Here is a 23,969-nt window from a genome sequence, read left to right as displayed (position 1 = left end):
CTTAACTCTCCTTCGGCGGCGCATTATCGCTGATGTAATTAGCCAGCTTGCAGTACTGCTCTACGGAAATGTTCTCCGCACGCATTGCCGGGTCAATCCCCAGCTCGGCTAACACCTCAACGGTAAACGAATTGCTCAGGCTGTTACGGATCGTTTTACGGCGCTGGTTAAAGGCTTCTGTGGTAATGCGGCTCAGTACGCGCAGATCTTTAACCGGATACGGTTTCGTTTTGTGCGGCACAAGGCGCACAACCGCTGAATCCACTTTTGGTGGTGGTGTGAACGCTGACGGCGGTACTTCGAGTACCGGGATCACGTTGCAGTAATACTGTGCCATCACGCTTAAACGACCATACGCTTTACTGTTCGGGCCTGCAACCAGACGGTTAACAACCTCTTTTTGCAACATGAAGTGCATGTCGGCAATGGCATCAGTATAGCTAAAGAGGTGGAACATGAGCGGCGTGGAGATGTTGTACGGCAGGTTGCCGAAGACGCGCAGCGGCTGGCCCATTTTTTCCGACAGCTCGCCAAAGTTCATGGTCATGGCGTCCTGCTGATAGATGGTCAGCTTCGGCCCGAGGAACGGGTGCGTTTGCAGGCGTGCGGCCAGATCGCGGTCCAGTTCGATGACGGTCAGCTCGTCGAGGCGTTCGCCTACCGGCTCGGTCAGCGCGGCAAGGCCCGGGCCGATTTCGACCATCGCCTGACCTTTTTGCGGATTAATAGCCGAGACAATGCTTTCGATCACGAACTGATCGTTAAGGAAGTTTTGCCCGAAACGTTTACGGGCTAAGTGGCCCTGATGGACTCGATTAGTCATTGAGTATTAACAATCATTTTGATGGCGAGATTAAGCGCCGTAATAAAACTGCCGACATCCGCTTTCCCCTGGCCTGCCAGATCCAGCGCAGTACCGTGGTCAACGGACGTTCGAATAAAGGGTAAACCGAGGGTGATATTCACCCCGCGGCCAAAGCCCTGGTATTTTAGCACGGGCAGGCCCTGATCGTGGTACATCGCGAGCACGGCGTCGGCATTATCCAGGTATTTCGGCTGGAAAAGGGTATCTGCAGGCAGCGGCCCGCTGAGGTTCATCCCCTTCGCCCGCATTTCGTTGAGTACCGGAATGATGGTGTCGATCTCTTCGGTGCCCATGTGCCCGCCTTCACCGGCGTGCGGATTCAGGCCGCAGACCAGCACGTGCGGCTGCGGGATCCCAAACTTTGTCTGCAGATCGTGGTGCAAAATCCCGATGATCTCGCGCAGGAGCTCAGGGGTGATCGCATCAGGAATGGCTTTGATCGGCAGATGGGTAGTCACCAGCGCAACGCGCATTTCCTCCGTCGCCAGCATCATCACCACTTTCGGGCTGTGCGAGCGCTCTTCGAAGAACTCCGTATGCCCGGTAAAGGGTATACCCGCTTCGTTGATGACGCCTTTGTGGACGGGGCCGGTGATCAGGGCGGCAAATTCGCCCTTCAGGCAACCGTCGCAGGCGCGCGCCAGGGTTTCAACGACATAGTGGCCGTTTTCCGTGCTGAGCTGGCCCGGTATGACCGGCGTACGAAGGGGAACTGAAAGAAGGGTGAGCGTACCGGCTTGCTGAGGTGCAGGCTGTTGGCCTTCAACGTAAGGGATGAGCGTTAAAGGCAGACCGAGCAGCGTTGCCCGGTCTTGTAACAGTGTTGCATCGGCGCAGACAACCAGTTCTACCGGCCAGCTGCTCTGGGCGAGCTGGACAACGAGGTCAGGCCCAATCCCGGCGGGTTCGCCGGGCGTGATAACAACACGATGCTGTTTCATTAGTTGCTCAGAACTTTCACGTAAGCGCTGGCGCGTTGTTCCTGCATCCAGGTTGCGGCTTCTTCAGAGAACTTACGGTTAAACAGCATACGGTAGGCTCTGTCTTTCTGTGCCGCATCCGTTTTATCAACGTTACGGGTGTCCATCAGCTCGATCAGATGCCAGCCAAATGAAGAGTGGACCGGCGCGCTGATCTGGCCTTTGTTCAGCTTCATCAACGCGTCGCGGAAGGCAGGATCGTAAATATCCGCAGCCGCCCAGCCCAGATCGCCGCCCTGGTTAGCAGAGCCTGGATCCTGAGAGAACTCTTTTGCTGCCTTCGCAAATGAGGTTTTACCGCTCTTAATGTCAGCTGCGATCTGTTCCAGCTTCACACGCGCCTGATCGTCAGTCAGGATCGGTGACGGTTTCAGAAGTATGTGGCGAGCGTGAACTTCGGTGACGGAGATATTTTGGCTCTGGCCGCGCAGATCGTTCACCTTCAGAATGTGGAAGCCCACGCCTGAACGGATAGGACCAACGATATCCCCTTTCTTCGCCGTGCTCAGCGCCTGGGCAAAGATAGATGGCAGCTCCTGAATACGTCCCCAGCCCATCTGGCCGCCTTTCAGCGCCTGTTGGTCAGCGGAGTAGGTGATTGCCAGCTTGCCAAAGTCGCCGCCGTTACGCGCCTGTTCAACAATCGAACGCGCCTGGCTTTCTGCTTCCGCAGCCTGATCTGACGTTGGGTTCTCTGGCAGTGGGATCAGAATGTGGCTCAGGTTCAGCTCTGTGCTCGCATCGTTCTGGTTGCCCACCTGTTTTGCCAGCGCGTCCACTTCCTGAGGCAGGATCGTGACGCGGCGACGCACTTCGTTGTTACGCACTTCCGAAATCAGCATCTCTTTACGGATCTGGTTCCGGTAAGTGGCGTAGCTGATGCCGTCATAGGCCAGACGGCTGCGCATCTGGTCTAAAGACATATTGTTCTGCTTCGCGATGTTAGCGATCGCCTGATCGAGCTGCTCGTCAGTGATCTTCACACCCATTTTCTGCCCCATCTGCAGAACGATCTGATCCATGATCAGACGCTCCAGGATCTGGTGGCGCAGCGTAGCGTCATCCGGAAGCTGTTGACCGGCTTCGCCCGAATTGAGCTTCACCGATTTCATCAGACCGTCAACGTCACTTTCAAGCACGACGCCGTTGTTAACCACAGCAGCGACTTTATCAACAACCTGGGGGGCGGCGAAGCTGGTATTCGCAACCATAGCGACACCGAGCAGCAGCGTTTTCCAGTTCTTCATACTTTTTCCATTTCAATTAACCGCAAAGCGGATTACGTTGCAAATCAAGCACATTACAAGGCGCTACTGTACGGCAGAATATTCGAGCGCAGCATTTTCTGCGTACCCAGACCGTAGTTGGAACTCAGGCCGCGTAACTCGAAGTTAAAGCCAATCACGTTATCGTATTTGCTCTGATTGTTTTCACTGTTCCAGCCGTTAAGCTTGCGTTCGTAGCCGACACGCAGCGCGTAACAGCAGGAGTTATATTGCAGACCCACCATCTGGTCAGCAGGTTTATTGGCGTTAGTGTCAAAGTAGTAAGCGCCTACGATTGACCAGCGGTCGGCGATTGGCCAGCTCGCTGCGCCACCCACCTGCGAAATACCGTCTTTATACTGCTCTGCAGTACCATAGTTTGGTAACGTTGCCTGAATATATTCCGGGCTGGCATAACGATAGGTCAACTGCACCATACGATCTTCATCCCGGCGGTACTCAATCGCCGCCGTACTGTTGGCGATATTGTCGAGACGGGTGTCATATTGCACGCCACCGCGAAGACCCCAACGATCGGTCATACGCCAGTAGGTATCACCAGCCCAAATCAGCGAACCTGTCTTGTTATCTTTCTCCCACTTAATATTGTCATCGCCGGTGCGAGACTCGGTGAAATAGTAGATTTGACCAACAGAAACGTTAAAACGTTCAACGGCAGCGTCATCATAAACGCGTGATGTGACCCCGGTCGTTAACTGGTTCGCTGAGGCGATGCGGTCAAGGCCACCGTAGGTACGGTCGCGGAACAGGCCGCTGTAATCAGATTGCAGTAAAGAGGAGTCATAGTTATTGATGTTGCTCTGATCGCGATAAGGCACGTACAGGTACTGCATACGTGGCTCCAGCGTCTGGGTATAGCCATCCGCCAGAAGTCCCATATTGCGTTCGAAGATCAGCTTACCATCCATTTTGAACTGTGGAAGCGTACGGTTTACGCTTTCCTCAAGATGAGCGTTGTTGCTGGTGTTGTAATCATCAATATTTTTTTGCTGATAGTGTGTCGCCATCAGCTTGGCTTCCGTATTCAGGCTTGCCCAGTCATTCGACCATGGCAAGTTGATGACGGGCTCCAGGTGAACTCGGGTGGCTTCCGGCATATTGGAATTGGTGTTTACAAAATGCACCGCCTGACCATAAATACGGGTGTCGAACGGACCCACGTCATTCTGGTACCAGTTAACGTCCAGCTGCGGCTCGGCACCATAGGTACTCGCGGTCTGGCTGGAGAACACCTGGAACTGCTTGTTGGTTACCGTCGCATCGAAGTTCTGCACCGCATAGCCAACGCTGAAGATCTGCGTGGCATAACCGTCGGTACTCGAACCGTATTTTGACGAGAAATCGTTAAAGTAGTTCGGGTCACTGACCTTGGTGTAGTTAACGTTAAAACGCCAGACCTGATCCATCACCCCAGAATGCTGCCAGAAATACATCCAGCGGTGTTTATCGCCTTCGGTCGGATGCTCGTCCTGGAAGACTTTATCCGACGGCAGATAATCCAGCTCCATCAGACCCGCACCGGCGTGGGTCAGATAGCGGAACTCGTTCTCCCACATGATGTTGCCGCGCTTGTGGATATAGTGCGGCGTGATCGTCGCATCCATGTTTGGCGCGATGTTCCAGTAATACGGCAGGTAGAACTCAAAGTAGTTCGACGTGCTGTATTTGGCATTCGGGATCAGGAAACCGGAGCGGCGTTTGTCACCCACGGGTAGCTGTAGATAAGGGCTGTAGAATATGGGTACAGGGCCCAGCTTAAAGCGGGCGTTCCAGATCTCTGCGACCTGTTCTTCGCGGTCATGGATAACTTCGCTACCGACCACGCTCCAGGTATTCGAACCCGGCAGACATGACGTGAACGTGCCGTTTTCCAGGATCGTATAGCGGTTTTCACCGCGCTGTTTCATCAGGTCAGCGTCGCCGCGCCCCTGGCGACCCACCATCTGGTAATCACCTTTCCAGACGTTAGTATCTTTAGTATTCAGGTTTGACCAGGCTTTCGGACCTTTCAGGATGACCTGATTGTCGTCATAGTGCACATTACCCAGCGCATCCACCGTTCGTACCGGCTCGGCCGCACCTTCCGGCTGTTTCTGGTGCAATTGCACTTCATCTGCCTGCAGGCGGCTATTGCCCTGGTTAATATCGACATTGCCCGTAAAGGTGGCATTGTCAGGGTAAGTCCCTTTCGAACTGTCGGCAGTAATGGTTACCGGCAAGCTATTTGTATCGCCACTCACCAGTGGGCGATTATAACTTGGAACGCCAAGCATACACTGCGAGGCGAGATCGGCCGCCAGCCCCTGTTGACTGTACAGGGCGGAGCCAATCATTGTGGCCAGGAGGGTGGGGATACGTTTTTTCATACGTTGTATTTTATTGTTCCGTCATCAGTGGCTACGGCTTACAAACGCTCAGAGACTATCTTACTCATCTGCGCAGTACCAGCGTTAATCCTGCCCGTTTGCGTGCCAGAGTGTTAGGCTCGCTATCGAATGACGAGTATGATAAAGCAAATTATAGGCGATGTCCTTCAATTGACCGTGACTTGAACACAGTGATGATGACGTTGCGTCGGCCAGGAATATGACTATCCGGGGAGTATATGCAGTATTGGGGTAAAATAATCGGCGTTGCGTTCGCCATCATCATGGGTGCCGGGTTCTGGGGGATTGTGCTTGGGCTTATTATCGGCCATATGTTTGATAAGGCGCGCAGCCGCAAAATGGCCTGGTTTGCCAATCAGCGCGAGCGTCAGTCACTCTTTTTCTCCACCACCTTTGAGGTCATGGGGCACTTAACCAAATCCAAAGGGCGTGTCACAGAAGCCGATATTCAGATTGCCAGCGTCTTTATGGATCGCATGAACCTGCACGGCGACTCCCGTCTGGAAGCGCAAAATGCGTTTCGCATCGGTAAGTCGGATAATTATCCGCTTCGCGAAAAAATGCGTCAGTTCCGCAGCATCTGCTTCGGACGTTTTGATTTAATTCGGATGTTTCTGGAAATTCAAATCCAGGCGGCTTTCGCAGACGGTTCACTTCACCCTAATGAACGTGACGTGCTGTACGTCATTGCGGAAGAGCTGGGCATCTCCCGCATGCAGTTCGACCAGTTCCTGCGCATGATGCAGGGCGGGGCGCAGTTTGGCGGCGGTTATCACCAGCAGTCGTCCGGCGGTGCCTGGCAGCAGGCGCAGCGTGGTCCGACGCTGGAAGACGCCTGCAACGTGCTTGGCGTTAAGCCCTCTGACGATCAGACCACGATTAAACGTGCCTATCGTAAGCTCATGAGCGAACACCATCCGGACAAACTGGTCGCGAAAGGCTTACCGCCAGAAATGATGGAGATGGCGAAGCAAAAAGCGCAGGAAATCCAGAAGGCGTACGAGCTCATTAAAGAGAAGAAAGGTTTCAAATAAAAAAAAGCCCGACGATGTCGGGCTTTTTTTTAGAAGTCCACCGGGGCTTTAAACGTCATCGCGTTACCGAAGGCCGGATGGGTGATGGTGAGCGTCTGCGCGTGCAGCTGCAGACGTGGCGCTAAGGCCAGCGCTTCAGGCGGCGCGTAGAAGCGGTCGCCCAGAATCGGATGACCCAGGGCGAGCATATGCACGCGCAGCTGGTGCGAACGTCCGGTAATCGGCTTAAGCAGGACGCGCGCGGTATTATCCGGCGCGTACTCCAGCACTTCGTACTCGGTCTGCGCGGCCTTGCCGGTTTCGTAACACACCTTCTGCTTAGGCCGGTTTGGCCAGTCGCAGATCAGCGGTAAATCTACCAGCCCTTCCGCCTGCGCGGGGTGGCCCCAGACGCGGGCGACATACTGCTTTTTCGGCTCGCGCTCGCGGAACTGGCGCTTTAACTCGCGTTCCGCCGCTTTGTTCAGCGCCACCACAATCACGCCGCTGGTGGCCATATCCAGGCGATGGACAGACTCCGCCTGCGGATAATCGCGCTGAATGCGCGTCATCACGCTGTCTTTGTGCTCGTCCAGACGCCCCGGCACGGACAACAGGCCGCTGGGCTTGTTGACCACCATAATGTGTTCATCCTGATACAGAATGACCAGCCAGGGATCCTGAGGCGGATTGTAAGGCTCCATCACCATCTTGCGCTCCGTTTACTGATGCGTCACAACGATAAGACGCAGGGCATCCAGACGCCAGCCAGCCTGATTCAGGCTTTCCAGCACCTGCTGACGGTTGCTTTCAATCGCCGCCAGCTCGTCGTCGCGGATGTTCGGGTTGACCGCTTTTAACGCTTCCAGACGGGACAGCTCCGCAGACAGTTTCTCGTCGGCTTCACTGCGCGCGGCGTCAATCAGCGCTCTGGCCGCTTTTTCAATCTGGGTTTCGCCCAGTTGCAGAATAGCGTGCACATCCTGCTGTACCGCGTTCACCAGCTTGCTGCCCGTGTGGCGGTTTACCGCGCTCAGCTGTCGGTTGAAACTCTCGAATTCAACCTGTCCCGCCAGGTTCGTGCCGTTTTTGTCCAGCAGCAGGCGGACGGGCGTTGGCGGCAGGAAGCGGGTGAGCTGCAGCTGTTTCGGCGCCTGCGCTTCCACAACGTAGATCAGCTCCACCAGCAGGGTGCCCACCGGCAGCGCCTTGTTTTTCAACAGGGAGATGGTGCTGCTGCCGGTATCGCCGGAGAGGATCAGGTCCAGACCGTTGCGGATCAGCGGGTGTTCCCAGGTGATAAACTGGGCATCTTCACGGGACAGCGCCACGTCACGCTCAAAGGTGATGGTACAGCCATCTTCCGGCAGGCCCGGGAAATCCGGAACCAGCATGTGATCGGACGGGGTCAGGACAATCAGGTTCTCGCCGCGGTCGTCCTGGTTGATGCCGACGATGTCGAACAGGTTCATGGAGAAGCTGATCAGGCTGGTGTCATCATCCTGTTCTTCAATACTCTCAGCCAGCGCCTGCGCTTTTTCACCGCCGTTGGAGTGGATCTCCAGCAGGCGGTCGCGGCCCTGCTCCAGCTGCGCTTTCAGCGCGTCGTGCTTCTCACGGCAGGACTTGATCAGCTCATCAAACCCTTCCGCGTTTTCCGGCGCGGCCAGGTAGCCGATCAGATCGCCATGCACTTGATCATAAATGGTGCGGCCCGTCGGGCAGGTATGTTCAAACGCGTCCAGACCTTCGTGGAACCAGCGTACCAGCACGGACTGCGCGGTTTTTTCGAGATACGGCACGTGGATCTGAATATCATGCGCCTGGCCGATACGATCCAGACGGCCGATGCGCTGCTCGAGCAGATCCGGGTTAAACGGCAGATCGAACATCACCAGGTTGCTGGCGAACTGGAAGTTACGGCCTTCAGAGCCGATTTCCGAGCACAGCAGAACCTGTGCGCCGCTGTCCTCTTCTCCGAACCACGCCGCGGCGCGGTCGCGCTCGACGATGGACATGCCTTCGTGGAACACGGCGGCGCGAATGCCTTCACGCTCGCGCAGAACCTGCTCCAGCTGCAGCGCGGTGGCCGCTTTGGCGCAGATCACCAGCACTTTCTGGGAGCGGTGCGCGGTCAGGTAGCCCATCAGCCACTCCACGCGCGGATCGAAGTTCCACCAGGTGCCGGTATCGCCTTCAAACTCCTGGTAGATTTGTTCCGGATAAAGCATGTCGCGGGCGCGCTCTTCCTGGGTTTTGCGCGCACCCATAATGCCGGAGACTTTAATCGCCGTCTGATACTGCGTCGGCAGCGGCAGCTTAATCGTATGCAGCTCGCGTTTCGGGAAGCCTTTGACGCCGTTACGGGTGTTACGGAACAGCACGCGGCTGGTACCGTGGCGATCCATCAGCATGTCGATCAGCTCTTTACGCGCGGATTCCGCGTTGTCGCTGTCGCTGTTCGCAGCCTGCAAAAGCGGCTCGATATCCTGCTCGCCAATCAGATCGCTCAGGGTGTTGAGTTCGTCATCAGAAAGACGCTTGCCCGCCAGCAGCATGGCGACGGCATCCGCGACCGGACGGTAGTTATTCTGTTCTTCCACGAACTGCGCAAAGTCGTGGAAACGGTTTGGATCGAGCAGGCGCAGACGGGCGAAGTGGCTTTCCAGACCCAGCTGCTCCGGCGTTGCGGTCAGCAGCAGGACGCCAGGAACGCGTTCCGCAAGCTGCTCGATAGCCATGTATTCGCGGCTCGGCGCGTCTTCGCTCCAGACCAGGTGGTGCGCTTCGTCAACAACCATAATGTCCCACTCGGCATCGCACAGATGCTCAAGACGCTGCTTGCTGCGGCGCACGAAGTCCAGGGAACAAATCACCAGCTGTTCGGTTTCAAACGGGTTGTCGGCGTCGTGCTGCGCTTCGGCATAGCGTTCGTCATCGAACAGGGAAAAACGCAGGTTAAAGCGGCGCAGCATCTCAACCAGCCACTGGTGCTGCAGGGTTTCTGGCACCACGATCAGCACGCGTTCGGCAGCGCCGGAAAGCAGCTGTTGATGCAGGATCATGCCCGCTTCGATGGTTTTACCCAGGCCCACTTCATCTGCCAGCAGCACGCGCGGCGCGTGGCGACGACCCACGTCGTGGGCGATGTTTAGCTGGTGGGGGATCAGGCTGGTGCGCTGGCCGCGCAGGCCGCTCCACGGCATGCGGTACTGTTCACTCTGGAACTTACGCGCGCGATAGCGCAGGGAGAAGCGATCCATACGGTCGATTTGCCCGGCAAACAGGCGGTCCTGCGGCTTGCTGAACACCAGTTTGCTGTCGAGCAGCACTTCACGCAGGATGACATTGGCTTCATCCGTATCAAGACGAGTACCAATGTAGGCGAGCAGTCCATTCTCTTCTTTTACGTCTTCAATCTTGAGCTGCCAGCCGTCATGGCTGGTCACGGTGTCACCCGGATTAAACATCACGCGGGTAACAGGGGAGTCATTGCGAGCGTACAGACGGTTTTCACCGGTGGCAGGGAAGAGGAGGGTAACCATACGCGTATCGATTGCTACGACGGTTCCTAGTCCAAGTTCGCTTTCTGTATCGCTGATCCAGCGTTGACCAAGTGTAAAAGGCATAGTTGTTCGGCTCTAATCTTTAATTGCAGGCAATAGTTCGGCTACCGTCAAAAAAGACGGTCAACGAAAAATGGGTCCAGGAATGGAAAGGGCGCTATGGTACTGGATGGCAGCCATTTCGTCACGCGTCAAAATAGGCCAAGTTGCCCTGTAACCAGTGTAGCAAAATCATCGTCGATGAAGGGCAAAATTCCGTCGGCAACCGGCTGAAGCTGGCGCGTCAGATAGTGTTCGTAATTCAGCGGAGAGTGCTGATAATCCACGGGTTCCGGGCCGCTAATGGTCCAGACGTATTTGATGGTTCCCCGGTTTTGATACTGCGGCGCACGGCCACGGCGTACGTTTTCTTCATCCGCCAGGCGCGCGGCGCGTACGTGCGGAGGAACGTTGCGCTGGTACTCCGCGAGCGGGCGGCGCAGGCGCTTGCGGTATACCAGCTGCGCGTCAAGTTCGCCCGCCATCAGGCTGGCTATCGTCTCGCGCACGTAGTCCTGATACGGCTCATTGCGAAACACCCGCAGATAGAGCGTCTGCTGGAACTGCTGCGCCAGCGGCGTCCAGTCGGTACGTACCGTCTCCAGCCCTTTAAAAACCATCCGCTGCGCGTCGCCTTCCTGAATCAGCCCGGCGTAGCGCTTCTTGCTGCCCTGATCGGTGCCGCGAATGGTGGGCATTAAAAAGCGGGCGAAATGGGTTTCAAATTCCAGCTCCAGCGCGCTGGTTAACCGCTCTTTCTGCAAATGTTCCTGCCACCAGTCGTTCACGAAGGCGACCAGCGCGTTGCCGATTTGCGCGGCGTCGTCTTCTGAATGCGCGCCCTTAAGCCACACAAAGGTGGAGTCCGTGTCGCCGTAGATGACGTCATAGCCCCGGGACTCAATCAGCGCTTTGGTCTGGCGCATGATCTCGTGCCCGCGCATGGTGATCGAGGAGGCCAGACGCGGGTCAAAGAAGCGGCAGGCGCTGGTGCCCAGCACGCCGTAAAAGGCATTCATAATGATTTTCAGCGCCTGTGATAGCGGCTTGTTGCCGTGGCGCTTGGCCTCATCGCGGCCGTGCCAGATGTTTCCCACGATTTCAGGCAGGCAGTGTTTTTCCCGCGAGAAGCGTGCGCCGAGGAAACCTTCGGTGCTGTGCTCATCGTCCGGCTGGGCCATGCCCTCAACCAGCCCGACGGGATCGATCAGGAAGGTACGGATAATCGACGGGTAGAGGCTTTTGTAGTCCAGCACCAGCACCGAGTCATACAAACCTGGCCGGGAGTCCATCACGTACCCGCCGGGGCTTGCCTGCGGCGGCACGTCCCCGAGGTTGGGGGCGACGTATCCCGCCCGGTGCATGCGCGGAAAATAGAGGTGGCTAAAGGCCGCCACGGAACCGCCGTGCCTGTCTGCCGCCAGGCCGTTTACCGTCGCGCGCTCCAGCAGGAACGGCATAATCTCGGTTTTGTGGAAAATCTGCGTGACCAGCTCGCAGTCTTTCAGGTTATAGGTGGCAAGCGCCGGTTTATCTTCATTAAAGCGCCGGTCGATCTCGTCCATTCTGTCCCAGGGGTTGTCGATGGATTTGCCTTCGCCAAGCAGCTCCTGTGCGACCGCTTCGAGGGAGAATGAAGAGAAGTTCCAGAAGGCGGACTTAAGCGCCTCGATGCCGTCGATAATCAGGCGACCGTTGGCCTGCGCGAAGAAAACACCGTTCTTAAAACCGTGTTCGCGCCATTCCAGCTCGCTGTTTCCGCGCCCCAGCATCAGCGGGATGCGGTAGCGCTCGGCGTGCTTTTGCAGGACGCGCAGGTCGAACTGCACCACGTTCCAGCCGATCAGAACATCGGGATCGTTGTCGGCAAACCACTGGTTAAGCTTCTCCAGCAGCTGCGGGCGGCTGTTGACGTACTCAAGCCGGAAATCCAGCGCGGATGCATCGCCATTTGGCGGCCCGAGCATATAGACAACCCGATCGCCGCAGCCTTCCAGACCGATGCAGTACAGTTCGCCGTGACGGGTGGTTTCGATATCCAGGGAGACCCACTTCAGCGGCGGGCGGTAGTGCGGGTTCGGCTTCAGGCGCGCGTTAACGAGGCTGCCGCTCTGCGCGGTGCCGTCGACCCAGACGGGGGCGGTGATGAACCGCTCCATCAGAAAGCGTTCCGGTGGGCGGATATCGGCCTCATAGAGCGTCACACCCGCCTCGCGGAGCAGCTTTTCATAGCGCATCAGCTGACGATGGGCGCGACAGTAGAGGCCATAAACCGGCTGGCGGTGGAAATCTTTCAGCTCAAGCGGGGTCATACGCCAGCCGTTTTCGCCGCGCAGCAGCTGTTTCACCTTTTCGACGTGGGCTTCAGGAATAAAGGCCACGGATTCCTGCGGGGGCAGCGTAACGTGCAGCGGACCGCTGTCGGTTGCCAGCCAGAACGCGACCTCGGTGCCCTGAGGGGTATCCCGCCAGTGTCGGGTCAGTAAAAAGCCTTCTTGCGCCTGCGCCACGCCGTTATCCCAGAAAACAAAACCAGGCCTGATTATAGCCTGGTTAAGATTTTAATGCTGGGTTTATATACAGTTTACTGCCCGTAATAGGCCTTCGCACCGTGCTTGCGCAGGTAATGCTTATCCAGCAGGGTTTGCTGCATATCCGGCAGCTGCGGCGCCAGCTGGCGACAGAAGATCCCCATATAGGCGACCTCTTCGAGCACGATGGCGTTATGTACCGCGTCCTCTGCGTTTTTACCCCAGGCAAACGGACCGTGGGAGTGCACCAGCACGCCGGGCATCTGCGCGGCGTCGATCCCCTGTTTCTCAAAGGTTTCGACAATCACGTTGCCTGTTTCCCACTCATATTCGCCGTTAATCTCGGCGTCGGTCATCAGACGCGTGCAGGGAATGGTGCCGTAAAAGTAGTCCGCGTGCGTGGTGCCGGTCGCCGGGATGGACTGGCCCGCCTGCGCCCAGATGGTGGCGTGGCGCGAATGGGTATGCACGATGCCGCCGATGGTCGGGAATGACCGATACAGCAGGCGGTGAGTCGGCGTATCGGAGGACGGTTTTTTCTTACCTTCGACAACTTCGCCGGTCTCAAGGCTGACAACGACCATATCGTCTGCGGTCATCACCGTGTAATCCACGCCGGAAGGCTTAATCACGAACACGCCTTTTTCGCGGTCAACGGCGCTGACGTTGCCCCATGTCAGGGTGACCAGATTATGTTTCGGCAGCGCCAGGTTGGCTTCGAGCACCTGACGTTTGAGATCGTCTAACATCGTTATCTCCCTGCCCGGTGAGCGTAGCGTCACTGGGCATTCCGTACTTAGCGTTTTGAACCGTAATAGACTTCGTTCCAGCGCAGCGCGTCTTTGAAGGAGGGCAGGCGGGTATCGTTATCAATCACGGTCAGCTCTATGTCGTGCAGCTCGGCGAACTGACGCATGTCGTTCAGATCCAGCGCGTGGCTAAACACCGTGTGGTGCGCGCCGCCGGCCAGGATCCAGGCCTCTGAGGCGGTTGGCAGGTCAGGCTGTGCTTTCCACAGGGCGTTGGCCACCGGCAGTTTCGGCAGAGAGTGCGGCGTTTCAACCGCATCGACGCAGTTCACCAGCAGGCGGAAGCGATCGCCCAGGTCGATCAGGCTGGCGTTGATGGCCGGGCCCGTACGGGTGTTGAAGATCAGACGCGCCGGATCGGCTTTGCCGCCGATGCCGAGGTACTGCACGTCGAGGATCGGTTTCTCTTCCACGGCGATCGTCGGGCACACTTCCAGCATGTGCGAGCCGAGCACCAGGTCGTTGCCGTTTTCGAAGTGATAGGTGTAGTCCTCCATAAAGGAGGTGCCGCCCTGCAGACCGGTCGACATCACCTTCATGATGCGAAGCAGAGCGGCAGTTTTCCAGTCGCCTTCGCCCGCAAAGCCGTAGCCCTGCTGCATCAGACGTTGTACCGCCAGACCCGGCAGCTGTTTCAGGCCGTGGAGGTCTTCAAAGGTAGTGGTAAAGGCGTGGAAGCCTCCCTGTTCCAGGAAGCGCTTCATGCCCAGCTCGATGCGCGCCGCGTCCAGCACGTTCTGACGCTTGTCGCCGTTGATTTGTGCCGCAGGCGTCAGGCGGTAGCTGCTTTCGTACTCGTCCACCAGCGCGCTCACGTCGCCGTCGCTGACTTCATTCACCACCTGCACCAGGTCGCCCACGGCCCAGGTGTTCACGGAGAAGCCGAACTTGATCTGCGCGGCCACTTTGTCGCCGTCGGTGACCGCCACTTCACGCATGTTGTCGCCGAAACGCACCACTTTCAGATGGCGGGTATCCTGCTTAGAGACCGCCTGACGCATCCATGAGCCGATACGCTGTTGCGCCTTGCCATCCTGCCAGTGGCCGGTGACCACCGCGTGCTGCTGGCGCATACGCGCGCCGATGAAGCCGAACTCGCGGCCGCCGTGCGCGGTCTGGTTCAGGTTCATAAAGTCCATGTCGATGCTGTCCCACGGCAGGGAGGCGTTGAACTGGGTATGGAACTGCAGCAGCGGTTTGTTGAGGATAGACAGGCCGTTGATCCACATTTTGGCGGGTGAGAAGGTGTGCAGCCACACCACCAGACCGGCGCATTTATCGTCGTAGTTGGCGTCGCGGCAGATGTGGGTAATTTCGTCAGGCGTCGTGCCCAGCGGTTTCAGCACCAGTTTGCACGGCAGTTTAGCTTCCGCGTTCAGCGCGTTAACGACGTGCTCCGCGTGTTTCGTCACCTGCTGCAGCGCTTCCGGTCCGTACAGATGCTGGCTGCCAATCACAAACCACACTTCATAGTTATTAAAAATGGTCATCATCGTGTCCTTAATGGGTCAGGGTTGCCGTAGTGTCCGCGGTGCTTTTGGCCGGGGCGGCGACAGGGAGATAGTGAAGTTCGGCGCTTTTTGCCCATTGCTGGTAGCGCTGATAAAGCTGTTCAAAGCGTTGCGCCTGCTGGGCACGCGGCTGAAGCGTGTTTTCGACGGCGCTCGCCATATGCTTCTGCGCGGTCGGAATGTCGGCGTGAACGCCTGCGGCCACGGCGGCGAAAATCGCCGCGCCCAGCGCGCAGCACTGATCGGAGGCCACAATCTGCAGCGGACGGTTCAGCACGTCGCAGCAGGCCTGCATGATCACCGGGTTTTTACGGGCGATACCGCCCAGCGCCATCACGTTGTTCACGTCGATGCCCTGCCCGGTGAAGCACTCCATAATGGCGCGGGCACCGAAGGCCGTTGCGGCAATCAGACCGCCGAACAGCGCAGGGGCGTCGGTCGCCAGGTTGAGATCCGCGATCACCCCTTTCAGACGCTGGTTGGCAAACGGCGTGCGGCGGCCGTTAAACCAGTCCAGCACCACCGGCAGGTGATCGAGAGACGGATTTTTTGCCCAGGCTTCGGTGAGCTGCGGCAGAAGCTGCTTTTTGCTGTCGGCTATCTGGGTTTTCAGCTCCGGATGCGCCGCCGCCAGCTGGTCCAGCGGCCAGCCGAGCACGCGACCAAACCAGGCGTAGATATCGCCAAACGCGGACTGACCGGCTTCAAGACCGATGAAGTCCGGCACCACGCTGCCGTCAACCTGGCCGCAGATGCCTTTCACCGCCCGGTCGCCGACGGTGGCTTTATCTGCCGTCAGGATGTCGCAGGTGGAGGTCCCGATGACTTTGACCAGCGTGTTTGGCTGTGCGCCCGCGCCCACGGCGCCCATATGGCAGTCAAAGGCGCCGCCGGAGATGGCCACGTTCTGCGGCAGGCCGAGGCGCGTCGCCCACTCTTCGCAGAGGGTGCCGACGGGAATATCGGCGGTAAAGGTGTCGGTAAAGAGCGGGTACGTCAGGCTCTTGTTGAGGATCGGGTCGAGCTCATCGAAGAACGCGGCCGGAGGCAGGCCGCCCCAGCTTTCGTGCCACAGGGATTTATGCCCGGCGCTGCAGCGGCCGCGGCGGATATCCTGCGGGCGGGTGGTGCCGGAGAGCAGGGCAGGCACCCAGTCGCACAGCTCAACCCATGACGCCGCAGCCTGCGCGACGGCTGCGTCGGCACGGGTGACGTGGAGGATCTTGGCCCAGAACCATTCGCTGGAATAAATCCCGCCGATGTAGCGCGAGTAGTCTGTCTTGCCCGGCTGATGGCACAGGCGCGTAATGGCTTCAGCCTCTTCTACGGCGGTGTGGTCTTTCCACAGCACGAACATGGCGTTCGGGTTGTCGGTAAACTCCGGGCGCAGCGCCAGCACGCGGCCTTCGGCATCCACCGGGGCAGGCGTGGAGCCGGTGCTGTCGACGCCAATTCCGACAATCTCAGCCCGCTGGGCATCGGTCAGTTCGGCAAGGACGGTTTTGATCGCCGCTTCCATCGACTCGATATAGTCACGCGGGTGGTGACGGAACTGGTTGTTCGGCGCATCACAGTAGCGCCCCTCTTGCCAGCGCGGGTACCACTCAACGCTGGTTGCTATCTCCTGGCCGGACGTACAGTCCACTGCCAGCGCGCGAACCGAATCGCTGCCAAAATCGAGGCCAATCGCAATTGCCATGGTGTTGCTCCATCGAAAAAACAGGTATGGAAGAACATTAGAGACTGGGGAAAAAAGTCGTCAGGCAGGATCCGCTAATCTTATGGACTAAATTGCTGTTACAACGGAAAGTGTGACGCCGTGCAAATATTCAATGTGGACATTTCTGCCGCACTTATAGACACTTTTGTTACTGGTTATCTGCCTGCTCTGGCGGAGAAATCAGGGGGAAAGGCTGAAACATGGCGGACGTAAAAGCGGCGTGATGCTTTTTGGATCTTTTCGCGGGCCATTTTAAAGCTGCTTTTAGTGATATGGACAATTGGTTTCCTTCAGGACCCTTGGGAGAACTGAATCTATGGCCGAAACGCAAAACGATCCCCTGCTGCCGGGATACTCGTTTAACGCGCACCTTGTGGCGGGACTGACCCCTATCGAGGCTGAGGGATACCTCGACTTTTACGTCGATCGACCGCTCGGCATGAAAGGGTATATCCTCAACCTGACCGTGCGAGGGGAAGGGATCATCAAGAACGGTGACCAGCAGTTTGTCTGCCGCCCCGGCGATATCCTGCTGTTCCCGCCGGGGGAGATCCACCACTATGGCCGTCATCCGGATGCCAAAGAGTGGTATCACCAGTGGGTCTATTTCCGTCCGCGCGCCTACTGGCAGGAGTGGCTTTCGTGGCCCGCCATTTTTGCGCATACCGGTTTTTATCGCCCGGATGAGGTTCATCTGGGGCAGTTTCGCGAGCTTTTTGCGCAGATTATCGAAGCGGGACAGGCCGGTGGTCGCTACGCCGAACTGCTGGCGATTAACCTGCTTGAACAGCTGCTGCTGCGACGGATGGAGGCGATTAACGAATCGCTTAACCCCCCGCTGGACAACCGCGTGCGCGACGCCTGCCAGTACATCAGCGACCACCTGGCCGATAGCCAGTTTGATATCGCCAGCGTTGCTCAGCACGTCTGCCTGTCGCCGTCGCGTCTGTCGCATCTGTTCCGCCAGCAGCTGGGCGTCAGCGTATTGAGCTGGCGCGAGGATCAGCGCATCAGCCAGGCAAAGCTGCTGCTCAGCACCACCCGGATGCCGATTGCCACCGTCGGACGCAACGTGGGCTTTGAGGATCAGCTCTATTTTTCTCGCGTGTTTAAAAAGTGCACCGGTGCCAGCCCGAGCGAATTCCGCGCGGGATGTGAATAAACGGTAAAAAAAGATAAACAAACAGGTGAATGCAGAAAGCAACCTGTAAACTATTCAGACAATTGTTGCCTTGACGCGGTGCAGGGCGCTAAGCAGAATCGCTGATTCGTTTTCTGACCGGAATAGTTATGCAGGCATTGCTGGAACACTTTATTACCCAGTCCGTTATGTACTCGCTCATCGCCGTGGCGCTGGTGGCGTTTCTGGAATCGCTGGCGCTGGTTGGGCTGATCCTGCCCGGCACCGTGATGATGGCAGGGCTTGGGGCGCTGATTGGCAGCGGCGAGGTTAATTTCTGGCAGGCGTGGCTGGCCGGGATTATCGGCTGCCTGCTCGGCGACTGGATCTCCTTCTGGCTGGGCTGGCGCTTTAAGAAGCCGCTGCACCGCTGGTCGTTCATGAAAAAGAACAAAGCCCTGCTGGATAAAACCGAGCATGCGCTGCATCAGCACAGCATGTTTACCATCCTCGTCGGCCGCTTTGTCGGGCCAACGCGTCCGCTGGTGCCGATGGTGGCGGGGATGCTGGATCTGCCCGTCGCGAAATTCGTGGTGCCGAACATTATCGGCTGCGTCTTCTGGCCGCCGTTCTACTTCCTGCCGGGGATCCTCGCGGGTGCTGCCATTGATATTCCTGACGGTATGCAAAGCGGTGAGTTTAAGTGGCTGCTGCTGGGTACGGCTGTGCTGCTGTGGCTGGCGGCATGGCTCTGCTGGCGACTGTGGCGCAGTGGGAAAGCCAGCGTCGATCGCCTGACGCGCTATCTTCCGCGCTCTCGCCTTTTGTGGCTGGCCCCGCTGACGCTTGGCGTGGCTGTGGTAGCCCTGGTTGCGCTGATTCGTCACCCGCTGATGCCGGTGTACGGCGAGATTTTATTAAAAGTGGTGAGCCGTTAACGACGATTTCCCTCTCCCTGTGGGAGAGGGGCAGGGTGAGGGCATCAGACGGCACGAATGCCCAACAGTGAAGACGCCCCCGCCTTACCGCTCAGCAGTTCTTCTGTTTTTCCATCCCACAAAATACGCCCTTCGGCAATCACCACCGATCGCGGCGCGATGCGGGCGGCATCCTCAATACTGTGTGAAACCATCAGCATCGTCAGCTGCTGGCGCTGGCAGACGTCCTGAACCAGGGCGAGCATCTCCTGGCGCAGCGCGGGATCGAGCGCCGAGAACGGCTCATCCAGCAGCAGGATCGGCTGCTCGCGCACCAGGCATCGCGCCAGCGCCACGCGCTGACGCTGGCCGCCGGAAAGCTCGCCCGGCAGCCTGTCGATGAACTCGTTGATCCCCATCTGGGCGGCAATGATCTCCAGCTTCTGGCGCTGGGCATCGTTCAGCCTGAGTCCCGGATGCATCCCCAGCGCGATGTTTTGCCGCACCGTCAGATGGGTAAACAGGTTGTTTTCCTGAAACAGCATCGAGACCGGACGTTTCGCGGGCGGCGTGTGGGTATGATCGTGATTGTTAATGACGATCGCGCCGCTTGCCGGCTGCAGAAAACCCGCAATCAGATTAAGCAGCGTGCTTTTTCCCGCGCCGCTTGGGCCAAGCACGGCGATCATCTCCCCCTTGCGCGCGGAGAGCGTGAAGCGCATCGGCAGATGCTGGTAAAGCCAGGTTACATCAGTCAGTTTTAACATCACGCCCCGGAAGTTTTTCGATAACGGTAAATAAGGCAAAGCACAGCAGCAGCAGTAACAGCGCGGTGACCGCGCCGTCCTGACTGCGGTAAGAGCCGATTTGCTGATAGAGCCAGTATGGCAGCGTGCGGAAATCGTCATTGCCGAAAAGCGCCACCACGCCAAAATCCCCAATCGACAGCACGCAGGCAAACGCCAGCGCCTGCGCCAGCGGACGTTTCAGCGCGCGGAGTTCCACCACCTTCAGCCGCTGCCAGCCCTGCATGCCCAGCGACTGGCACAGCAAACCGTAGCGGCTGTTGACGTCGCGCATCGGGTTTTCCAGCACTTTGAGCGCGTAAGGAATGGCCATCAGGGCGTTGGTGAAAATCACAATGCCGTCGGCCCTTTCCGGCAGGCCGATGGTGCTGTTGAACAGTAAAAAGAAGCCCGTCGCCAGTACGATGCCCGGCATCGCCAGAATCAGCATGCCCGTCAGCTCCAGCGTCTGCCCGGCCTTTTGGGCCTGCCGGGCATAGAGTTCACGGCTGCTCCACAGCAGCATCATGGTTAGCACGACGCACAGTAACCCTGCCGCCAGCGCGATACGCAGCGAGGTCCATGTCGCCTGCCAGAGGACGGGCTGTTGCAGGACGGAGATGAGATTGAGGTTCAATCCGTCAACGATAACGGCCATTAGCGGCGGCAGCAGAAGCAGGAGCGCCAGCGCGATCAGGATAAAATCGGTAACGCGGCTGTGCAGGCTGTCCTGCGGATCGCGCCAGCCGGTTATTTGATTACTGCCAGCAGGAATGGCTTTACTCAGCCGCTGGCTCAGCAGCACCAGCACAAGGCAGCACGCCATCTGCACCATCGCCAGCAGCGCGGCGCGACCGGGATCGTAGTCGTAACTCAGCGCCTGGTAAATCGCCAGCTCAATGGTGGTGGCCTGCGGCCCGCCGCCGAGCGACAGCACGGTGGCAAAGCTGGCAAAGCAGAGCATAAAGATTAACGCCGCGACGGGCGGGAGCTGGCGGCGCAACCATGGCCATTCGACAAAGCGGAAGAACGACACGCCGCGCATGCCGAGCTGGGCGGCAATCTGCCGCTGCTCGCCGGGAATGTTCTCCAGCGCCTGTAAAAAAAGGCGCGTTGCCATCGGCATATTGAAAAAGACGTGCGCGAGCAGAATGCCCTGCAGGCCGTAAGGAGAGAATGACCATTCCAGACCAAGCTGGCCGAACAGCGAAGCCAGCCAGCCCTGGCGACCGTAAACGCTGAGGATGCCAAACACCGCCACCAGCACGGGCAGGATCAGCGTCATGGCGCACAGGCGCAGCAGTGCCAGCCTGCCGGGGAAGCGCCGCCGATACAGGGCGCGCGCCAGGAAAATAGCCGGGAGCACCGACAGCAGGGCTGAGAGCGACGCCTGCCAGAAGGAGAAACGGATAACGTGCCAGAGGTAGCTGTCGTGCCAGAGGGCGAGCAGGTCGCTCTCTGGCGCGTTGAACCACAGTGCAAGAAAAGCCCCCAGGCTGACCGCCACCATCACTGTGGCGGCGAGCAGCCCGGGAAGTAACCAGCCGGGAATCAACGGCTGACGGCGCGTTGCCATTCACTTACCCATGCTGCACGCTGCGCGGCGACCTGCTGCGGCGTAAACTCCAGCGAGGTTTTTGGTTTGGTCAGCTGCTCGAAACCTGCGGGCAGCGCAACGTTCGTGACCGGATACATCCAGTTGCCTGCGGGAATCGCATTCTGGAACGCCGGTGAAACCATAAATTTCAGGAACTTCTCGGCCAGCTCCGGCTGCTTGCTGGCGGCGGTACGCGCGGCGACTTCCACCTGCAGATAGTGCCCTTCAGCAAAATCAGCGGCAGCATAGTTATCTTTCTTCTCGGCGATGATGTGGTAGGCCGGAGAGGTGGTGTAGCTCAGCACCAGATCGCTTTCACCTTTCAGGAACAGGCCATAGGCTTCGCTCCAGCCTTTGGTGACGGTGACGGTTTTGGCGGCCAGTTTCTGCCACGCCTCCGGCGCTTTATCCCCGTAAACCTTTTGCATCCACAGCAGCAGGCCCAGGCCTGGCGTACTGGTGCGCGGATCTTCATAAATCACGCGCCATTTCTGGTCACTCTCAACCAGCTCTTTCAGGCTCTTCGGCGGGTTTTTCAGCTTATTTTTGTCGTAAACAAAAGCAAAGTAGCCATAGTCGAACGGCACAAAGGTGTCGTTTTTCCAGCCGCCCGGCACGTTAACGGCCTCTGCCGCTACGCCGCTTTTGGCAAACAGTTTGGTTTGCGAGGCGGCTTCCAGCAGGTTGTTATCCAGCCCGAGCACCACGTCGGCCTTGCTGTTTTTCCCTTCCATGCGCAGACGGTTGAGCAGCGATACGCCATCTTCCAGCGCCACGAACTTCAGCTCGCAGTTACAGTCAGCTTCGAAGGCTTTTTTAACCACCGGGCCAGGGCCCCAGTCGGCAGAGAAGGAGTCATAGGTGTAGACCGTCAGGACGGGCTTCGCAAAAGCAGGCAGCGCAAACAGCGCCAGCAGGGGGAGAACTTTTTTTAACACTTTGCACCTCAAAGTTGAGTGGCAAAGGATTTTGAGAGACAGCCTCAAATCCCTTCGCCGGCGTTATCCGGATCAGGTTCGACGGGTATTATCTCAGCGCACATCTGTGATGCAGCACCCCGTTGAGAACGGCGCTATTGTAATGATTTGGTGAATATTACGAAAGCGTTATGGCTCCGGCGGCGCAAACCAGGCGGATTTAAAATCAAACCAGCCCAGGGTGTTCATCCGTAGGCCGCGCATGCTGCGCTGGCCCTGGATCATCAGCCAGTGGTGGATCAAGGGTACGATCGCCTGCTCGGCCAGAAGCTGCTGGCACCACGCTGCAAGATTCATTTCGCCCGCGCGCCACAGGGCGGCATCCTGCTGCCAGTCACGGTCGATGCAGTGCTGGATCAGCGGGACTTCATACAGATGCGAGAAAAGGGAAAAATCGAGCGGCAGGGTAAAGTTGGCGCTGTTGAGCCAGATATCACTGGCGATCTCCCCCTGATGCCATTCGTCATAGTCCACTTCCCTGACCTCTAACGTAACCCCCTCGGCTGCCAGCAGCCGGGTCATGATTCTGGCGATAAAACGATGCTCCACGTGTTCGCGGTAGTAGGTCAGGGTGATGGACTCCAGCCCTGCGGGTTTGTCGCAGTGCACCGGGCGGGCGTGGTGCCAGCGCGGAAGCAGGCCGTACGCCGGGAACCAGTATGTCTGGTACTGCTCTTCCGCATGGTAGATCAGATTGGAAGGGGACAAAACGTGGCTAACCCACTTGCGGACGGCCTGGTTTGCCCCACGGTGGGTGCGGCGGTCAAACAGGAGATAGTAACACCCTTCCTCGAGGCGACTCTCCACGGCTTTTTCTCCCGTGGTGGGGCCTTCCAGCGTCAGCCCGCAGCTCAGGTCTTCATTGAGATCCGGCAATACCCAGACGTTCACTTCGTCGATCAGCGCCCGATAGCCAAAGTAGTCGTCGAACGCGCGGATTTTCAGCTGGTTGCTGTTATTGCGGGACACGGAGTAGGGCCCGGTGCCAATCGGCAGGCTGGCAAAATTGTTCATTGATTCCCACTCGCCGGGCAAAATCATCGACGGCACGTAGCCCAGCAGCCAGGGAAGCCACTTATCCTGCTGCGACAGCTCAATATCCAGCGTCCAGGCCGTGGGGGAGTGGATGCGGGAGATATGCGAGTAGAGCGGTAGCCTGCGGGCTCGTTCCAGAGAGGCGATGACGTCGTGCATTTCCAGCTCGCGGCCGTGGTGAAAGTGGATGCCGGGGCGTAAAAAGAAGCGCCAGTGGCGCGGGGAAAGCTGCTGCCAGTGGTGCGCGATATCCGCCTCCAGTTCCCCGTTTTCCTCATTTATCCGCGTCAGGCCGCTGAAGATTTGCCGGGCCATGTGGGTTTCTGAGCGGCGTAAGGCCGTGCCGGGCAACAGATTTTTCATCGGACGGTAATAGAGCACTCGCAGAATGTGGCGGCCCTGACGAAAGCTGCGCCCGAGATGGGAAACCAGCATCTGGCGCACGGCGGCTTTGTCGCCCACCAGCTGGACCAGCTGATCGATGCGGTCCTGCTCGAGCAGATCTTCCGCGCGCTGCTGCTGCAGCGCCAGCCCGGTATAGAGGAAGGTCAGCCGCGAACGTTTGCCGCGTCCCGCCTCCGCTTCCCAGCTTAACCAGCCCTGCTGCTGCATGGTGTTGAGCAGCGTGCGCATATGGCGGCGGGAGCAGCTAAGCAGGTCAGCCAGCTCGTTGAGCGTAGTCTCCTGCGATTGCCCCTCGCAGCACTGCCAGAGGCGGATAAACTGTTGTTGCAGACGACCGGAAGGCATAAAAGGGGAACTCCTGACAAAAAACCAGCAATTTATTTATCCCTATATTAGGCCAATAATTCTCCCCGATGAAGCGAGGAG

17 protein-coding genes and 1 riboswitch are annotated in these 23,969 nt (G+C 58.1%); of the genes, 3 read left to right on the top strand and 14 right to left on the bottom strand.

The window, feature by feature from the left end; all coding sequences use genetic code 11:
- Nucleotide 1: 1 nt before the first annotated feature.
- From rsmA to lptD, 4 genes are read right to left on the bottom strand one after another with little or no spacing between them, the layout of a single operon-like run.
- Complete coding sequence (gene rsmA / locus ACWKXN_RS11590) at nucleotides 2-823, bottom strand: 16S rRNA (adenine(1518)-N(6)/adenine(1519)-N(6))-dimethyltransferase RsmA (RefSeq protein WP_023310362.1); 822 nt, start codon at nucleotides 821-823, stop codon at nucleotides 2-4.
- Nucleotides 820-1,806, bottom strand: coding sequence for a 4-hydroxythreonine-4-phosphate dehydrogenase PdxA (gene pdxA, locus ACWKXN_RS11585; protein ID WP_182931515.1), 987 nt, complete (start codon nucleotides 1,804-1,806; stop codon nucleotides 820-822). Before pdxA ends, rsmA begins: the two co-directional genes overlap by 4 nt.
- Nucleotides 1,806-3,092: a peptidylprolyl isomerase SurA gene (gene surA, locus ACWKXN_RS11580; RefSeq protein ID WP_211438455.1), complete on the bottom strand. Its 1,287-nt coding sequence runs from the start codon at nucleotides 3,090-3,092 to the stop codon at nucleotides 1,806-1,808. The genes pdxA and surA overlap by 1 nt, the downstream gene beginning before the upstream one ends.
- A 53-nt stretch (nucleotides 3,093-3,145) precedes the next feature.
- Nucleotides 3,146-5,497, bottom strand: a complete 2,352-nt coding sequence (gene lptD, locus ACWKXN_RS11575; RefSeq protein WP_064673219.1) for an LPS assembly protein LptD — start codon at nucleotides 5,495-5,497, stop codon at nucleotides 3,146-3,148.
- Nucleotides 5,498-5,736: 239 nt separating this feature from the next.
- Between lptD and djlA the strand changes: the two genes are divergently transcribed.
- Entirely contained in the window at nucleotides 5,737-6,552 is an 816-nt protein-coding gene (djlA, locus tag ACWKXN_RS11570) for a co-chaperone DjlA (RefSeq protein ID WP_008502016.1), read from the top strand.
- A gap of 29 nt (nucleotides 6,553-6,581) precedes the next feature.
- On the opposite strand, the gene rluA is transcribed toward djlA, so the two are convergent.
- The 6 genes from rluA to araB form a co-directional block, all read right to left on the bottom strand.
- Nucleotides 6,582-7,241: a bifunctional tRNA pseudouridine(32) synthase/23S rRNA pseudouridine(746) synthase RluA gene (gene rluA, locus ACWKXN_RS11565; protein ID WP_008502014.1), complete on the bottom strand. Its 660-nt coding sequence runs from the start codon at nucleotides 7,239-7,241 to the stop codon at nucleotides 6,582-6,584.
- 12 nt (nucleotides 7,242-7,253) lie between these two features.
- Nucleotides 7,254-10,160, bottom strand: a complete 2,907-nt coding sequence (gene rapA, locus ACWKXN_RS11560; RefSeq protein WP_048975045.1) for an RNA polymerase-associated protein RapA — start codon at nucleotides 10,158-10,160, stop codon at nucleotides 7,254-7,256.
- 128 nt (nucleotides 10,161-10,288) lie between these two features.
- Nucleotides 10,289-12,646, bottom strand: a complete 2,358-nt coding sequence (polB, locus tag ACWKXN_RS11555; RefSeq protein ID WP_454543808.1) for a DNA polymerase II — start codon at nucleotides 12,644-12,646, stop codon at nucleotides 10,289-10,291.
- A 74-nt stretch (nucleotides 12,647-12,720) separates the two neighbouring features.
- Nucleotides 12,721-13,416: an L-ribulose-5-phosphate 4-epimerase gene (gene araD, locus ACWKXN_RS11550; RefSeq protein ID WP_039260840.1), complete on the bottom strand. Its 696-nt coding sequence runs from the start codon at nucleotides 13,414-13,416 to the stop codon at nucleotides 12,721-12,723.
- Between the two features lie 47 nt (nucleotides 13,417-13,463).
- Nucleotides 13,464-14,966, bottom strand: coding sequence for an L-arabinose isomerase (gene araA / locus ACWKXN_RS11545; RefSeq protein WP_221702904.1), 1,503 nt, complete (start codon nucleotides 14,964-14,966; stop codon nucleotides 13,464-13,466).
- Between the two features lie 10 nt (nucleotides 14,967-14,976).
- A complete protein-coding gene (gene araB / locus ACWKXN_RS11540) occupies nucleotides 14,977-16,686 on the bottom strand; it encodes a ribulokinase (RefSeq protein WP_454543807.1) in 1,710 nt (569 codons plus the stop codon).
- A gap of 337 nt (nucleotides 16,687-17,023) precedes the next feature.
- Between araB and araC the strand changes: the two genes are divergently transcribed.
- Entirely contained in the window at nucleotides 17,024-17,869 is an 846-nt protein-coding gene (gene araC / locus ACWKXN_RS11535; RefSeq protein WP_033144615.1) for an arabinose operon transcriptional regulator AraC, read from the top strand.
- A gap of 128 nt (nucleotides 17,870-17,997) precedes the next feature.
- Nucleotides 17,998-18,765, top strand: coding sequence for a DedA family protein (locus tag ACWKXN_RS11530; protein ID WP_047060155.1), 768 nt, complete (start codon nucleotides 17,998-18,000; stop codon nucleotides 18,763-18,765).
- Between the two features lie 44 nt (nucleotides 18,766-18,809).
- Here the strand turns inward: ACWKXN_RS11530 and thiQ are convergent, their stop codons facing one another.
- The 4 genes from thiQ to sgrR all read right to left on the bottom strand — a co-directional run bounded on the left by thiQ (nucleotide 18,810) and on the right by sgrR (nucleotide 23,888).
- A complete protein-coding gene (thiQ, locus tag ACWKXN_RS11525) occupies nucleotides 18,810-19,511 on the bottom strand; it encodes a thiamine ABC transporter ATP-binding protein ThiQ (RefSeq protein ID WP_454543806.1) in 702 nt (233 codons plus the stop codon).
- Nucleotides 19,495-21,105 (bottom strand): thiamine/thiamine pyrophosphate ABC transporter permease ThiP, encoded by a 1,611-nt coding sequence (gene thiP, locus ACWKXN_RS11520; protein WP_094934511.1) that lies wholly within the window; start codon nucleotides 21,103-21,105, stop codon nucleotides 19,495-19,497. The genes thiQ and thiP overlap by 17 nt, the downstream gene beginning before the upstream one ends.
- Nucleotides 21,081-22,064, bottom strand: a complete 984-nt coding sequence (thiB, locus tag ACWKXN_RS11515) for a thiamine ABC transporter substrate binding subunit (RefSeq protein WP_047060150.1) — start codon at nucleotides 22,062-22,064, stop codon at nucleotides 21,081-21,083. Before thiB ends, thiP begins: the two co-directional genes overlap by 25 nt.
- 31 nt (nucleotides 22,065-22,095) lie before the next feature.
- A riboswitch (TPP riboswitch) is annotated at nucleotides 22,096-22,196 on the bottom strand.
- Nucleotides 22,197-22,232: 36 nt separating this feature from the next.
- A complete protein-coding gene (sgrR, locus tag ACWKXN_RS11510) occupies nucleotides 22,233-23,888 on the bottom strand; it encodes an HTH-type transcriptional regulator SgrR (protein ID WP_033144620.1) in 1,656 nt (551 codons plus the stop codon).
- Between the last annotated feature and the right edge of the window lie 81 nt (nucleotides 23,889-23,969).

The organism is Enterobacter sp. UPMP2060, from assembly GCF_053709655.1.
Note: the sequence above shows the minus strand (reverse complement) of the source record. Positions and strands in the feature narration are given on the sequence as shown.

What these genes read in the sequence shown, in the direction of transcription:
- rsmA (WP_023310362.1), bottom strand. Translation starts at nt 823, where the DNA reads ATGACTAATCGAGTCCATCAGGGCCACTTAGCCCGTAAACGTTTCGGG.
- pdxA (WP_182931515.1), bottom strand. Translation starts at nt 1,806, where the DNA reads ATGAAACAGCATCGTGTTGTTATCACGCCCGGCGAACCCGCCGGGATT.
- surA (WP_211438455.1), bottom strand. Translation starts at nt 3,092, where the DNA reads ATGAAGAACTGGAAAACGCTGCTGCTCGGTGTCGCTATGGTTGCGAAT.
- lptD (WP_064673219.1), bottom strand. Translation starts at nt 5,497, where the DNA reads ATGAAAAAACGTATCCCCACCCTCCTGGCCACAATGATTGGCTCCGCC.
- djlA (WP_008502016.1), top strand. Translation starts at nt 5,737, where the DNA reads ATGCAGTATTGGGGTAAAATAATCGGCGTTGCGTTCGCCATCATCATG.
- rluA (WP_008502014.1), bottom strand. Translation starts at nt 7,241, where the DNA reads ATGGTGATGGAGCCTTACAATCCGCCTCAGGATCCCTGGCTGGTCATT.
- rapA (WP_048975045.1), bottom strand. Translation starts at nt 10,160, where the DNA reads ATGCCTTTTACACTTGGTCAACGCTGGATCAGCGATACAGAAAGCGAA.
- araD (WP_039260840.1), bottom strand. Translation starts at nt 13,416, where the DNA reads ATGTTAGACGATCTCAAACGTCAGGTGCTCGAAGCCAACCTGGCGCTG.
- araA (WP_221702904.1), bottom strand. Translation starts at nt 14,966, where the DNA reads ATGACCATTTTTAATAACTATGAAGTGTGGTTTGTGATTGGCAGCCAG.
- araB (WP_454543807.1), bottom strand. Translation starts at nt 16,686, where the DNA reads ATGGCAATTGCGATTGGCCTCGATTTTGGCAGCGATTCGGTTCGCGCG.
- araC (WP_033144615.1), top strand. Translation starts at nt 17,024, where the DNA reads ATGGCCGAAACGCAAAACGATCCCCTGCTGCCGGGATACTCGTTTAAC.
- ACWKXN_RS11530 (WP_047060155.1), top strand. Translation starts at nt 17,998, where the DNA reads ATGCAGGCATTGCTGGAACACTTTATTACCCAGTCCGTTATGTACTCG.
- thiQ (WP_454543806.1), bottom strand. Translation starts at nt 19,511, where the DNA reads ATGTTAAAACTGACTGATGTAACCTGGCTTTACCAGCATCTGCCGATG.
- thiP (WP_094934511.1), bottom strand. Translation starts at nt 21,105, where the DNA reads ATGGCAACGCGCCGTCAGCCGTTGATTCCCGGCTGGTTACTTCCCGGG.
- sgrR (WP_033144620.1), bottom strand. Translation starts at nt 23,888, where the DNA reads ATGCCTTCCGGTCGTCTGCAACAACAGTTTATCCGCCTCTGGCAGTGC.